The sequence below is a fragment of the Pseudomonas sp. RA_105y_Pfl2_P56 genome (assembly GCF_963970845.1).
Lineage (GTDB): Bacteria > Pseudomonadota > Gammaproteobacteria > Pseudomonadales > Pseudomonadaceae > Aquipseudomonas > Aquipseudomonas baetica_A.
This window is the reverse complement of the sequence record NZ_CAXAPL010000015.1, coordinates 18,268-31,406: the sequence shown is the minus strand read 5'-3', so window position 1 is coordinate 31,406 and position 13,139 is coordinate 18,268. Positions and strand designations below refer to the sequence as shown.

Annotated in this window: 12 protein-coding genes; 11 read left to right on the top strand and 1 reads right to left on the bottom strand. The window is 59.2% G+C overall.

Annotated elements, in window-relative coordinates:
- Positions 1-75 precede the first annotated feature (75 nt).
- From argE to AACY11_RS12445, 11 genes are all read left to right on the top strand, one after another.
- Positions 76-1,230, top strand: coding sequence for an acetylornithine deacetylase (gene argE, locus AACY11_RS12495; protein WP_339494900.1), 1,155 nt, complete (start codon positions 76-78; stop codon positions 1,228-1,230).
- 184 nt (positions 1,231-1,414) lie between these two features.
- Complete coding sequence (argA, locus tag AACY11_RS12490; RefSeq protein ID WP_339430421.1) at positions 1,415-2,716, top strand: amino-acid N-acetyltransferase; 1,302 nt, start codon at positions 1,415-1,417, stop codon at positions 2,714-2,716.
- Between the two features lie 562 nt (positions 2,717-3,278).
- A complete protein-coding gene (locus AACY11_RS12485; protein ID WP_339430420.1) occupies positions 3,279-4,604 on the top strand; it encodes an OprD family porin in 1,326 nt (441 codons plus the stop codon).
- A 411-nt stretch (positions 4,605-5,015) separates the two neighbouring features.
- A complete protein-coding gene (locus AACY11_RS12480) occupies positions 5,016-6,362 on the top strand; it encodes an OprD family porin (protein WP_339464664.1) in 1,347 nt (448 codons plus the stop codon).
- Between the two features lie 297 nt (positions 6,363-6,659).
- Complete coding sequence (locus tag AACY11_RS12475) at positions 6,660-7,298, top strand: peroxiredoxin (protein ID WP_339430418.1); 639 nt, start codon at positions 6,660-6,662, stop codon at positions 7,296-7,298.
- Positions 7,299-7,638: 340 nt separating this feature from the next.
- Positions 7,639-8,232, top strand: coding sequence for an NADPH-dependent FMN reductase (ssuE, locus tag AACY11_RS12470; protein WP_339494899.1), 594 nt, complete (start codon positions 7,639-7,641; stop codon positions 8,230-8,232).
- 101 nt (positions 8,233-8,333) lie between these two features.
- Positions 8,334-9,314, top strand: coding sequence for a sulfonate ABC transporter substrate-binding protein (locus AACY11_RS12465; RefSeq protein WP_339494898.1), 981 nt, complete (start codon positions 8,334-8,336; stop codon positions 9,312-9,314).
- A gap of 25 nt (positions 9,315-9,339) precedes the next feature.
- Positions 9,340-10,500 carry an FMNH2-dependent alkanesulfonate monooxygenase gene (ssuD, locus tag AACY11_RS12460; RefSeq protein WP_339494896.1) on the top strand — a complete coding sequence of 387 codons (1,161 nt, stop codon included), beginning with the start codon at positions 9,340-9,342 and terminating at the stop codon, positions 10,498-10,500.
- The gene (gene ssuC / locus AACY11_RS12455; protein WP_339494895.1) at positions 10,497-11,279 is read left to right on the top strand and encodes an aliphatic sulfonate ABC transporter permease SsuC; all 783 of its coding nucleotides are present in this window, start codon (positions 10,497-10,499) and stop codon (positions 11,277-11,279) included. Before ssuD ends, ssuC begins: the two co-directional genes overlap by 4 nt.
- Positions 11,276-12,082: an aliphatic sulfonates ABC transporter ATP-binding protein gene (gene ssuB, locus AACY11_RS12450; protein ID WP_339494893.1), complete on the top strand. Its 807-nt coding sequence runs from the start codon at positions 11,276-11,278 to the stop codon at positions 12,080-12,082. Before ssuC ends, ssuB begins: the two co-directional genes overlap by 4 nt.
- Positions 12,083-12,109: 27 nt before the next feature.
- Positions 12,110-12,325 (top strand): TOBE domain-containing protein, encoded by a 216-nt coding sequence (locus AACY11_RS12445; RefSeq protein WP_003229256.1) that lies wholly within the window; start codon positions 12,110-12,112, stop codon positions 12,323-12,325.
- A 51-nt stretch (positions 12,326-12,376) separates the two neighbouring features.
- Here AACY11_RS12445 and AACY11_RS12440 read toward each other — a convergent pair whose 3' ends face one another.
- On the bottom strand, positions 12,377-13,009 hold the full coding sequence (locus AACY11_RS12440; protein ID WP_339494891.1) for a TetR/AcrR family transcriptional regulator: 633 nt from the start codon (positions 13,007-13,009) through the stop codon (positions 12,377-12,379).
- Between the last annotated feature and the right edge of the window lie 130 nt (positions 13,010-13,139).

The following is a 13,139-nucleotide window of genomic DNA, read 5'->3' as shown; positions in this document are numbered from 1 at the left end:
CTACGCCCTGCGGCGGTTTATTCCTGGCGCCGGATGGTTCTATGATGGACTTCAACTCGGGAGTTGGAGTCAGCGATGCCTTTGCCGTCCATGAAAGACCAGTTCACTGCGCTGATTGCCGCGCCGTCGGTCAGCTGCACCCAACCGAACCTGGATCAGTCCAACCGGGCGGTCATCGATCTGCTTGCCGGCTGGCTGGGTGATCTGGGTTTCAGCTGTGATATCCAGCAGGTCACTCCCGGCAAATTCAACCTGCTCGCCAGTTTCGGCAGCGGCCCCGGCGGGCTGGTGCTGGCCGGGCACAGCGACACGGTGCCGTACGACGATGCGTTGTGGCAGACCGATCCGCTGACTCTCACCGAAGTCGATGGCCGCTGGGTCGGTCTGGGCAGTTGTGACATGAAGGGCTTCTTCGCCCTGATCATCGAAGCCGTGCGCCCGCTGCTCGACCAACCGTTCAAGCAACCGCTGCTGATCCTCGCCACTTGCGATGAAGAGAGCTCGATGTCCGGCGCCCGTGCGCTGGCCGAGGCTGGGCGGCCGCTGGGCCGTGCTGCCGTGATCGGCGAGCCGACCGGGCTCAAGCCGATCCGCATGCACAAAGGCATCATGATGGAGCGCATCGACATTCTCGGGCAGAGCGGCCATTCGTCGGATCCGCGCCTGGGCCGCAGCGCCCTCGAAGCGATGCACGATGCCATCGGCGAACTGCGTGGCCTGCGCCTGCTGTGGCAGCGTGAATTCAACAACCCACAGTTCAGCGTGCCGCAACCGACGATGAACTTCGGTTGCATCCATGGCGGCGACAACCCCAACCGTATCTGCGGCCAGTGTTCCCTGGAATTCGACCTGCGCCCGTTGCCGGGCATGGACCCGAACGTGCTGCGCGCCGAGATTCTGCGCAAGCTCAACCCGGTCGCCGAACGGCATCAGGTGAAGATCGACTACAAACCGTTGTTCCCGGAGGTGCCGCCGTTCGAGCAGGCTGAAGATGTCGAATTGGTGCGTATTGCCGAAAAGCTCACCGGTCACCGTGCCGAAGCAGTAGCGTTTGGCACCGAAGCGCCTTATCTTCAGCGCCTGGGCTGCGAAACCATCGTGCTCGGCCCTGGCGACATCGCTTGTGCGCATCAGCCCGGCGAGTACCTTGAAATGTCACGTTTGCAGCCTACCGTGCATCTATTGCGACAGTTGATTGAACATTACTGCCTGAGCCCGGACAAACCCTGATGTCTCCTTGCGGGAGCGGGCTGTGTTTTGTCCGATCAAACGCCGTAAATTGCCAACATCCCAACCCGTATTCATGAGGAGAGCGCGCGTGTCGCCAAGCCTGTTCCGACGATAACCACCAGCCCGCTGTGCGTTTTCCGTTTCGCCCTTTTTTCCGGCTGCTATTTATTACAGGCCCAGGTTCATGCCCGAATACGTTAATTGGCTTCGTCACGCGTCCCCTTATATCAATGCCCACCGCGATTGCACCTTCGTCGTCATGCTGCCCGGCGACGGCGTTGAGCATCCGAATTTCGGCAACATCGTCCACGACATCGTGCTGCTGCACAGCCTCGGCGTGCGTTTGGTGCTGGTGCACGGTTCGCGTCCGCAGATTGAAACCCGCCTCGCCGCTCGCGGCCTGACTCCGCATTACCACCACGGCATGCGCATCACCGATGCGGCGACGCTGGAATGTGTGATCGACGCCGTTGGCCAACTGCGGATCGCCATCGAAGCGCGCCTGTCGATGGACATGGCTTCCTCGCCCATGCAGGGCTCGCGTCTGCGCGTGGCCAGCGGCAATCTTGTTACCGCGCGGCCGATCGGTGTGCTGGAAGGGGTCGACTATCACCACACCGGCGAAGTGCGCCGGGTCGACCGCAAGGGCATCAACCGTTTGCTGGACGAGCGTTCGATTGTGTTGCTGTCGCCGCTGGGGTATTCGCCGACCGGCGAGATTTTCAACCTGGCTTGCGAAGACGTCGCTACTCGCGCCGCCATTGACCTGGGCGCCGACAAGTTACTGCTGTTCGGCGCTGACCTTGGCCTGATCGACGAGAACGGCAAACTGGTGCGTGAGCTGCGCCCGCAGCAAGTACCGGCGCATTTGCAGCGTCTGGGCAGCAGCAATTATCAGGCGGAGTTGCTCGATGCCGCCGCTGAAGCCTGCCGTGGCGGCGTGGCGCGCAGCCATATCGTCAGTTACGTCGAGAACGGCGCGCTGCTGACCGAACTGTTCACCCGTGACGGTGGCGGTACGTTGGTGGCCCAGGAGCAATTCGAGCTGGTACGCGAGGCGGCGATTGAAGACGTCGGCGGCTTGCTCGACCTGATCAGCCCGCTGGAAGAGCAAGGCATTCTGGTGCGTCGTTCGCGCGAAGTGCTGGAGCGCGAGATCGAGCAGTTCAGCGTGGTTGAGCGTGAAGGCATGATCATCGCCTGTGCGGCGCTGTATCAGATTGCCGAATCGGATGCCGGCGAACTGGCCTGCCTGGCAGTAAACCCGGAGTACCGCCACGGCGGTCGCGGTGATGAACTGCTGGAGCGCATCGAGACTCGTGCCCGGGCCCAAGGCTTGAAGACATTGTTCGTCCTCACCACGCGTACTGCGCACTGGTTCCGTGAGCGTGGGTTTGAACCAAGCAGCGTTGAGCGTCTGCCGGCAGCGCGGGCCTCGTTGTACAACTTTCAGCGCAATTCGAAGATCTTCGAAAAGACGCTTTGATTCATCAGGGGGTGGGGAGCCGGTACAGGCTGCAAGCTCCCCATCCCATCGTGTTTCTTCTGACACTCTCCTCCTGATTTCCCACCACTGAAAACGACGTCTGAATCGAGCCGGGTCATGCCGGCAAGGACGGCGGCTGCGCTGTGAGCGGAAAAAATCTTCCGATACACAAACTGTAACAATTGACCCGGATAGTGCGCTGGGTTGGCTGTTGGGGTGACGGAATTGTGTCTGGATTGCTTCAGTGCAAAACGGACTAAACAGGATGCTCTTAATACCCTTCAGGAATTGACTGGCGCGTTGTCGTGGGGAGCACCATAGCGCGCAAATGCGGGGTTCAAATTCCTAAAGGGTATTAGAAAAGAAGGTATCCATTCTTTTCAGGTTCATGACGAATTCATGAACCTGCATGGACCAAAAAACCGGAGATTAGACCATGGTCGTAGACACACAAAGTTACGATTGACTTGTGGGTCACGCTCTGGCGCTAATCGCGAACCTTCGGACTCGGGCATCGATCCGGGCCAGGAAAACAAGAATTAGAAACGAGAGGAGCTTAACAATGAATAAGTCCACTTTGGCCGTGGCTGTGGCCGTAGGGGTTTTGGCGCAGCAGGCAGGCGCCGCGGGTTTCATCGAAGACAGCAAGGCGTCCATCAGTTCTCGCACCATGTACTTCAATGCCGACAATCGTGACGGCGGATCGGATCAGAAAGAAGCCGCGCAGGGCTTCAAGTTCGATTACCTGTCCGGTTTCACTCAAGGCACGGTCGGTTTTGGTCTTGATGTCCAGGCGCTCAGCGGTATTCACCTGGACGGTGGCCGTGGTCATCACCCAAACAATAATTCGTTCAATCCAAGTGATTCCGACGGCTCGGCCACGCAGTCGTGGAGCCGCATCGCAGGTAACGTCAAGGCACGTCTGTCCAAGACCGAAGCTCACTTGGGTGGCGCGCTGCAACCTAGCTTGCCGATTCTGGTCGCGAACGATAGCCGTCTGCTGCCTCAAACCTTCGAGGGTGGCACGATCACCTCCAAGGAAATCGACAACGTCACCTTCAACGCCGGTCAGCTCGAGCACGCGGTGGGTCGCGCCTCGTCAAACAGTACCGGCCTGGCCGTGGCCGGTGGTACGCAGGACAGCAATCAGTTCCGTTATGCCGGTGCTGACTGGAAGGTCACCAAAGACCTGACCCTGCAGTACTACCACTCGAACCTGAAAGACTATTACAAGCAGAATTTCTTCGGTCTGGTGCACGTTCTTCCGATCAGCACCAACCAGTCGTTCAAGACCGATATCCGTTATTTCGACAGCAGCTCCGACGGCAAGAACGGCGAAGCCGGCTATCAGTTCAACAACAACAACGGCTATGCCAAGAACGCCGGTGAAGTTGACAACAAAACCTGGAGTGCGATGTTCACCTACACCTTGGGTGGCAGTGCCTTCCTGGTGGGTCATCAGCGCGTCAACGATGACGGTGGTTTCGTCTTCCTGAACCAAGGCAACGTGGTCGATGGCAATGGTCGTAACGAAGGTGCGGGGGGCGCGAGCTTCTACCTGTTCACTGATGCGATGGTCAACAGCTTCATTCGTGCTGGTGAAAACACCACGTTCGGTCAATACAGCTATGACTTCGCTGCGCTGGGCGTGCCTGGCCTGAAAGCCTCGGTTGCCTACTTGTACGGTGATGACATCAAAGCCAAGAACGGTGGCGCCGATCAGTCCGAGTGGGAACGTGACCTGCGTGTGGACTACACCATTCAGCAAGGTGCTCTGAAAGGGTTTGGCACGACGGTGCGTCATGGTACTTACCGTGGCAGCGGTACCGGCATCGCCAGCCAGGATCAAACGCGTCTGATCTTCAACTACACCTATAGCTTCATGTAAAAAGTTCTCGAAAAAGAACCTCGCCCTTTGGCGAGGTTTTTTTTGCGTTTTTTTTGATATTCCTTAATTAGAGCTTCTAATTGTTTTTTATTCTTTTTTGCTTTTTATGCGGGGGGCTAAAGTGAGCCCGTCCGGAGCCGGTGATCTGCCCGGTGTTTTGGCCATTTTGTCCCTCGACAATCCTGGCATTCAGGAATCGGCGCTTCAGCCGATACCTCGGATCGGTGGTGCGTTTGTATATACCCTAACGCTATGAAAAAGAGCTGGATAATTCTTTTTGGGATTATGCCGGGGTATTCTTCCGCGGCTTTGGCTGGGGGGTAAACGGCCAGCCGCGAATGACACGTTGAGGATTGCGGGCAATCGATCCGCAACCGCCAACAAAAGAACTGGAAACGATAGGAGCGATACATGAACAAGTCCACCTTGGCCCTGGCTGTGGCCGTAGGGGTTTTGGCGCAGCAGGCAGGCGCCGCCGGTTTCATCGAAGACAGCAAAGCTACCTTGGGGCTGCGTAACTTCTACATCAATAACGATAACCGTGACTCGGGTGCTCACTCCACCCAGAGCAAAGCTGAAGAATGGGGCCAAGGCTTCGATCTGCGCTTCATCTCCGGTTACACCCAAGGCACCGTCGGTTTCGGTATCGATGCCATCGGCCTGTTGGGCGTGCGTCTGGATTCGGGTGGCGGCACCAATGGGGCAACCAGCAGCACGTCGTACGGCGGCACGGTTTTCCCAAGTGAGTCCAATGGCAAAGCGGTTAACAACTTCTCCAGCCTGGGCCTGACTGCCAAAGCCAAGATCTCCCAGACTGAACTCAAGCTCGGCACCCTGCAGCCAAAGCTGCCAGTCATCGTGACCAACGATGGCCGTCTGCTGCCGCAAACCTTTCAAGGTGGCCAGATCACGTCCAACGAGATCAAAGACCTGACGCTGATTGGCGGTCAGATCGAAGCTGTGAAGGGGCGTAACTCCAGCAATAACGAGAACCTGGCCATTGGCGGTGCAAGTGCTCGTACGGCTAACAGCAACAAGTTCATCTACGCCGGTGGTGATTACAAAATCACCAAAGACCTGACTGCCCAGTACTACTACGGCAATCTGGAAGACTTCTACAAACAGCACTTCCTGGGCCTGGTTCACAACTGGGCAATCGGCCCTGGCGTGTTGAAATCGGACTTGCGTTATTTCAACAGCTCCGATGACGGCTTGAACGGCCACGACTCGGCTTATTTCAGTAACGGTAACTACACCGGTTTCAATGCGGGTAAGGGCAAAGTCGACAACAACCTTTACAGCGGCTTGTTCCTGTATAGCGTTGAAGGTCATACCTTCGGTGGCGGCTACCAGGTCAGCAACGGCAGCAGTGACTTCCCTTGGCTGAACCAGGGTGATGGGTCCTCGGCTTACATCACCACCGACATGCAGATCGCCAAGTTTGCCCGTGCTGGCGAACGTACGTGGCAGGCTCGCTACTCCTATGACTTCGCCAAGGTTGGCGTGCCTGGCCTGACCGCGGGTGTGGTTTACCTGCGTGGCGATAATATCGACACCGTGGGTAAAAATGGCCGTGAAAACGGCCATGGCAACTCCGAGTGGGAACGCGACCTGACCATCGGTTACGTCGTACCAGAAGGCCCGCTGAAGAACGTTGGCGTAATGTGGAAAAACGCTATGTGGCGCAACGACATCCCAGGTCAGCGTGACCAGGATGAAAACCGCCTGATCGTCAGCTACTCGATCCCGCTGCTGTAATCGCGCGTCTCGATTCGCTGAAGTAAAAAAAGCCCCGTCCGGCATCGCGCCGGACGGGGCTTTTGCGTTTTCGAGTCAGACTCACCCCCGTAAGCCCTCCCCGAAGTTCCACTCTTTTGCAGCTACTCAAGGCCTTCTCGAACCTTGCGAGCGATGTTCGGCGCGATGCCCTCGAGCGTCCAGTGAACGATGTTTAATATTCTTTTTTGGTATTGATGTCTTCTTATTTATTCTTTTATTAAAGGACGAAAGCCGAGCTACAGTTTAGGTCTCCAAACATTGATCAGGAGCAGCACCATGAGCCTCAGACTCGGCGACATCGCCCCCGATTTCGAACAAGACTCCAGCGCCGGCAAGATTCGTTTCCACGAATGGCTCGGCGATAGCTGGGGCGTGCTGTTCTCTCACCCGGCGGACTTCACCCCGGTGTGCACCACGGAGCTGGGCTTTACCGCCAAGCTCAAGGACGAGTTCAGCAAACGTGGCGTCAAAGCCATCGCACTGTCGGTCGACCCGGTGGATTCGCATCAAAAGTGGATCGAAGACATCAACGAAACCCAGAACACTCTCGTCAACTTCCCGATCCTGGCCGATGCCGATCGCAAGGTGTCGGATTTGTACGACCTGATCCACCCGAACGCCAGCGACACCTTGACCGTGCGTTCGCTGTTCGTGATCGATCCGAACAAGAAGATTCGTCTGACCATCACCTACCCGGCGAGCACCGGGCGCAACTTCCACGAGATTTTGCGGGTGATCGATTCGCTGCAACTCACCGACAACTACAAAGTGGCCACACCGGCCAACTGGCAGGACGGTGATGAGGTGGTGATCGTGCCGTCGCTCAAGGATGAAGACGAGATCAAGCGGCGCTTTCCGAAGGGCTACCGCACGGTGAAACCCTACCTGCGCCTGACGCCGCAGCCGAACAAGTGAATCAATGAAGTTTGCGGTGCAGCCGCTACCGCTTTCGCGAGCAAGCCTGCTCCCACATTTTGAAATGCGTTCTCCCCCCCCTGTGGGAGCGGGCTTGCTCGCGAAGGCGTCAGTTCAATCAGCACAGGATTCAGCATTTTCAGCACCCAACAGCAGGGGATTTCAGGCCGTTTGACGGCCTGTTTTTTTTGCCTGGGGGAACGTCAATCGCATAGCTCTAAAGTGCATAACCAAATGAATAAATATGATTTATGGATATATAAATCAACTGGTAAGGTCACTCACATCGACGCGAGATCGCATCCTGCGAATCGCCTGTAACGCTTAAGGAATGGTCTCAATGCTGGTCGTCTCTCTCGGTGGCAGTCCCAGCCTGCGCTCCCGCTCCGGGGTGCTGCTGGAGCGCTCGCAACGCTGGTTGCAGGCGCAAGGGGTGGAAGTGGTGAGTTATCAGGTGCGGGACTTTCCCGCCGAAGATTTGCTTCACGCCCGTTTCGACAGCCCGAAGGTACTCGACCTGCTGGCGCAGATTGAAAACGCCGATGGCCTGCTGATCGCCACGCCCGTTTACAAGGCTTCGTTTTCCGGTGCCTTGAAGACCTTACTGGACCTGCTGCCCGAGCGCGCCTTGCACCACAAGGTTGTTTTGCCGATGGCCACGGGCGGTAGCATCGCCCACATGCTGGTGGTCGATTACGCGCTCAAGCCTGTGCTGTCGGCATTGAAAGCCCAGGAAATGCTGCAAGGGATTTTTGCCGAGGACAGCCAGATCGCTTACGGCCAAGGCAGTGCCGTGGCGCAACTGGCGCCGGCGCTGGAGCAGCGTCTGCATGAGGCGCTGGAGCAGTTTGTCAGCGCCATCGCCCGCCGACCGAAGCCGCTGGAGCCGGGCCTGTTGAATGAACGTTTGTTGAGTGCTCGCTGGAGCATTTGAGCCGATTGTCCAGATGCATCGAAACATGAAGTACTCGCCTTACTCGCCCGCCAACGGGCAAGCAGGTGCAGCCAAAACCCAACAGCAAAAAGGAGAGCGCTATGCGCACTGTATTTTTGCGTCGTGGTCTGGTCGCTCTGTTTGCTGCGGCTGTCACCTTCGGCGCTATCACTCAAGCTCAAGCCGAGACGTTGCGGATCGGTTATCAGAAGTACGGCACGCTGGTGCTGCTCAAAGCCAAAGGAACCCTGGAAAAACGCCTCGCCGCTCAAGGCGTGGACGTGCAATGGACTGAATTCCCCGGTGGCCCACAACTGCTGGAAGGCCTGAACGTCGGCTCGATCGACTTTGGCGTCACGGGCGAAACCCCACCGGTCTTCGCTCAAGCCGCCGGCGCCGATCTGCTCTATGTCGCCTATGAACCGCCGGCGCCGAACAGCGAGGCGATCCTGGTGCCGAAAGACTCTCCGATCACCTCGGTGGCCGATCTCAAGGGCAAGAAAGTCGTCCTGAACAAAGGCTCCAACGTTCACTACCTGCTGGTGCGCGCTCTGGAAGACGCCGGCCTCAAATACACCGACATCCAGACCGTATTCCTGCCGCCAGCCGATGCGCGTGCGGCGTTCGAGCGTGGCAGTGTCGACGCTTGGGTCATCTGGGATCCGTACCAGGCCGCCGCCGAAAAACAACTGCAGGCGCACACCCTGCGTGACGGCCAAGGCATTGTCGACAACCACCAGTTCTATCTCGCGACCAAGCCTTACGCGCACAAACATCCCGAGGCGATCAAAGCCCTCATCGAGGAAGTGCGTGCCGTGGGTCAATGGTCCAAGGCCAACCCTGAAGCGGTGACCCAACAGGTTGCGCCGCTGCTCGGGCTGCCGGCGGATATCACCCTGACGTCGATGAAGCGCCAGGGTTTTGGGGCGCTGTTCCTGACCCCGGACGTGGTCGCCGCACAACAGAAAATCGCCGACACGTTCTTCCAGCTCAAGCTGATTCCCAAGCCGTTAAGCGTCAAGGACGTGATCTGGACCCCTGCGCCCGCCGTGGCCCAACGCTCAGTCAGCCAAGCCCAGTAATTCCAATTCCCAAGGAGACCACTCCATGACCCTCAATATCTTCTGGTTCTTGCCTACCCACGGCGACGGCCATTACCTGGGCACCGCCGAAGGCGCCCGCGCCGTCGACCACGGTTATCTGCAACAGGTCGCGCAAGCGGCGGATCGCCTGGGTTTTGGCGGTGTGCTGATTCCCACCGGGCGTTCCTGCGAAGACTCCTGGCTGGTGGCGGCGTCGCTGATCCCGGTGACCCAGCGTCTGAAGTTCCTCGTCGCCCTGCGCCCCGGGATCATTTCCCCGACGGTGGCGGCGCGCCAGGCCGCGACGCTGGATCGCCTCTCTGGCGGCCGCGCGTTGTTTAACCTGGTGACCGGCGGTGACCCGGAAGAATTGGCCGGTGATGGTTTGTTCCTCAGTCACGAAGAGCGCTATCAAGCCTCGGTGGAATTCACCCGCATCTGGCGCCGTGTGCTGGAAGGCGAAACCGTGGACTACGACGGACAGCACATCAGTGTGAAGGGCGCCAAGTTGCTCTATCCGCCGATCCAGCAACCGCGTCCGCCGCTGTACTTCGGCGGCTCGTCGGAAGCAGCGCAGGACCTGGCTGCCGAGCAGGTTGAAATGGTGCTGACCTGGGGCGAGCCGCCAGCGGCAGTGGCCGAGAAGATTGAACAGGTGCGCGCCAAAGCGGCCAAGCTCGGACGCACTGTGCGCTTCGGCATTCGTCTGCATGTGATCGTCCGTGAAAGCAACGCCGAAGCGTGGCAAGCGGCGGATCGCTTGATCTCGCATCTGGACGACGACACCATCGCCCGTGCTCAAGCTTCGCTGGCGCGTTTCGATTCGGTCGGTCAGCAACGCATGGCGGCATTGCATGGCGGCAGTCGCGACAACCTCGAAGTCAGCCCGAACCTGTGGGCCGGTGTCGGTCTGGTGCGCGGCGGTGCCGGGACGGCGCTGGTCGGCGATGGCCCGACCGTGGCGACACGGGTGAAGGAATACGCGGATCTGGGTATCGACACCTTTATCTTCTCCGGTTATCCACACCTCGAAGAGTCGTATCGCGTGGCGGAACTGCTGTTCCCGCATCTGGACATCGAGCGCCCGGAACGGCCGAAAAGCACCGGGTATGTCAGCCCGTTCGGCGAGATGGTTGCCAACGACATTCTTCCCAAAGCCGCGTCGCAAAGCGTGGGCGCGCCATGAAGAAAATTATCCACAGCCTCTCGCCCTGGGCGTTGCCGGTGTTGTTGCTGGCGGTGTGGCAGTTGTCGGTGTCGGCCGGTGGGTTGTCGACACGGATTCTGCCGGCACCGGTGGCGGTGATCGAGGCCGGCGTGCGCCTGGTGCGCAGCGGTGAAATCTGGACGCACCTGGCGATCAGTGGTTGGCGCGCGGCACTCGGTTTCACCCTCGGGGGCAGCATCGGTCTGGTGCTGGGGTTCATTACCGGGCTGTCGACATGGGGCGAGCGTCTGCTCGACAGCTCGGTGCAGATGATCCGCAACGTGCCGCATCTGGCGCTGATTCCGCTGGTGATCCTGTGGTTCGGCATCGATGAGTCGGCGAAGATTTTTCTGGTGGCGCTGGGCACGCTGTTTCCGATCTACCTCAACACCTACCACGGCATTCGCAATGTCGACCCGGCGCTGGTGGAGATGGCGCGCAGTTATGGCTTGTCCGGTTTCAGCCTGTTCCGGCAGGTGATTCTGCCGGGCGCGTTGCCTTCGATTCTGGTCGGGGTGCGCTTCGCGCTGGGCTTCATGTGGCTGACGCTGATCGTCGCTGAAACCATTTCGGCCAGTTCCGGCATCGGCTATCTGGCGATGAACGCCCGGGAGTTCTTGCAAACCGACGTGGTGGTGCTGGCAATCCTGCTTTACGCGGTGCTCGGCAAACTCGCCGACCTCGCCGCCCGTGGACTTGAACGTGTGTGGCTGCGTTGGCATCCGGCCTATCAGGTTGCCAGGGGAGGTGCGGCATGACGGCTCAACAACCTCCACGCCTGCTGCGCGGTATACCGCTGGCGGTGCGCAACCTGCAAAAGACCTTCGGTTCACGCCAGGTTTTGCGTGACATCGATCTGCACATTCCGGCGGGGCAGTTTGTCGCGGTGGTCGGGCGCAGTGGTTGCGGCAAAAGTACCTTGCTGCGCCTGCTCGCCGGGCTCGATCAACCGACTGGCGGCGACCTGCTTGCGGGCTGCGCGCCGCTCGGCGATGTGCGGGAAGACACCCGGCTGATGTTCCAGGAAGCACGGTTGCTGCCGTGGAAAAAGATCATCGACAACGTTGGCCTCGGTCTCGCGGGCAACTGGCGTCCCAAGGCGCTCGAAGCACTCGAGGCGGTCGGGCTGGCGGATCGTGCCAACGAATGGCCGGCAGCTTTGTCCGGAGGGCAAAAGCAGCGTGTTGCTCTGGCCCGGGCGCTGATCCACCAACCGCGACTGTTATTGCTCGACGAGCCACTCGGCGCGCTGGATGCGCTGACCCGGATCGAGATGCAGCAACTGATCGAACGCCTCTGGCAGCAACACGGCTTCACCGTGTTGCTGGTGACCCACGATGCCAGCGAAGCGGTGGCGATTGCCGACCGTGTGATTCTGATCGAGGACGGCGAAGTCGGTCTCGATCTGCCTGTGGAACTGCCACGCCCTCGCGTGCGCGGTTCGCACAGGCTGGCCGCACTGGAAACCGAAGTGCTCAACCGCGTTCTTTCCCTGCCTGGCGAACCGCCGGCGCCGGAACCTGTTTCACCACTGCCTGCGCAACTGCGTTGGGCGCAATAACTCAAGCAAACGACAGGAATCATTGCCATGACTATCAAAGCCATCAACGTGCGTAACCAGTTCAAAGGCTCAATCAAGGAAATTGTCCTTGGCGACGTGCTGTCGGAAATCGACGTGCAGACCGCCTCGGGTATCGTCACTTCGGTGATCACCACCCGCTCGGTCAAGGAGCTGGAACTGGTGGTCGGCAGCGAGGTGATTGCCTTTGTGAAATCCACTGAGGTGTCGATCGCCAAGTTGTAAGCCGCTGTTTGTACCTGGCTTGAAGTCTGCGGCGTGCTCGCGAAGAGGGCGCTAGCGAATTCTCTTGGGCAGATAGGGCGGTAAATACAAACCGATATAGGCATCGAACACCCGCATCCCTTCTTCAGCCATGCGCGGTGTGATTTGTCCGTGTTGCTGCACCGAGCGTGCATAGACGCGGTCACCCAGTTCCATCGCCAGGGCAAACACGTCGACATCCTCCGGCAGTCTCGGCAGTTCGAAATGATGCTCGAACAGCTTGTGCATCAGGTCGCCCAGTTCGAGGTCGTGTTGCCGGTCGGCCTGGGTGACTTCGGTAAGACCGTGCTGGGCGAGGATCAGTTGGCGCGCCGCGGCGTCCTCGTCGTAGATCTCCAGCATCCGTTGTTCGACCAGTCGTGACAGGTCGCGCCAGTCGCGCAGGGTTTCATGGTCGATTGGCGCTTGCAGGCAGGCGCGAAAGGCAGCGTGAACATCGGCTGTCAGTGCTTCGAGCAGCGCCGGGACGCTGGTGAAAAAGTGGTAAACGGAGGAGGGCGGAATCTGTGCGCGCTCGGCCACGCTGTAGATCGACAGACTGGCCACACCCTCGGCGGCCAGCAGCGTGCGTGCGGCGTCGAGTATCGAATCGATCCGTGCCTGACTGCGGGCGCGGGGTTTGCGAATGGTGGCGGGTCGCGTCATGGAAGTCTCCTGCGGGGCAGCGGGCATTGTACGAGCCAGTGTGTGTGTTGTCTGCCAGGACGCCTTCGGGAGCGAGCCCCCTCCCACAGTTGATCTCTGTGTACTCACCATTCATCCCGAGGGTGCGGGC

Excerpts from the sequence above, each read along its gene's own strand:
- argE (WP_339494900.1), top strand. The coding sequence starts at position 76 with ATGCCTTTGCCGTCCATGAAAGACCAGTTCACTGCGCTGATTGCCGCG.
- argA (WP_339430421.1), top strand. The coding sequence starts at position 1,415 with ATGCCCGAATACGTTAATTGGCTTCGTCACGCGTCCCCTTATATCAAT.
- AACY11_RS12485 (WP_339430420.1), top strand. The coding sequence starts at position 3,279 with ATGAATAAGTCCACTTTGGCCGTGGCTGTGGCCGTAGGGGTTTTGGCG.
- AACY11_RS12480 (WP_339464664.1), top strand. The coding sequence starts at position 5,016 with ATGAACAAGTCCACCTTGGCCCTGGCTGTGGCCGTAGGGGTTTTGGCG.
- AACY11_RS12475 (WP_339430418.1), top strand. The coding sequence starts at position 6,660 with ATGAGCCTCAGACTCGGCGACATCGCCCCCGATTTCGAACAAGACTCC.
- ssuE (WP_339494899.1), top strand. The coding sequence starts at position 7,639 with ATGCTGGTCGTCTCTCTCGGTGGCAGTCCCAGCCTGCGCTCCCGCTCC.
- AACY11_RS12465 (WP_339494898.1), top strand. The coding sequence starts at position 8,334 with ATGCGCACTGTATTTTTGCGTCGTGGTCTGGTCGCTCTGTTTGCTGCG.
- ssuD (WP_339494896.1), top strand. The coding sequence starts at position 9,340 with ATGACCCTCAATATCTTCTGGTTCTTGCCTACCCACGGCGACGGCCAT.
- ssuC (WP_339494895.1), top strand. The coding sequence starts at position 10,497 with ATGAAGAAAATTATCCACAGCCTCTCGCCCTGGGCGTTGCCGGTGTTG.
- ssuB (WP_339494893.1), top strand. The coding sequence starts at position 11,276 with ATGACGGCTCAACAACCTCCACGCCTGCTGCGCGGTATACCGCTGGCG.
- AACY11_RS12445 (WP_003229256.1), top strand. The coding sequence starts at position 12,110 with ATGACTATCAAAGCCATCAACGTGCGTAACCAGTTCAAAGGCTCAATC.
- AACY11_RS12440 (WP_339494891.1), bottom strand. The coding sequence starts at position 13,009 with ATGACGCGACCCGCCACCATTCGCAAACCCCGCGCCCGCAGTCAGGCA.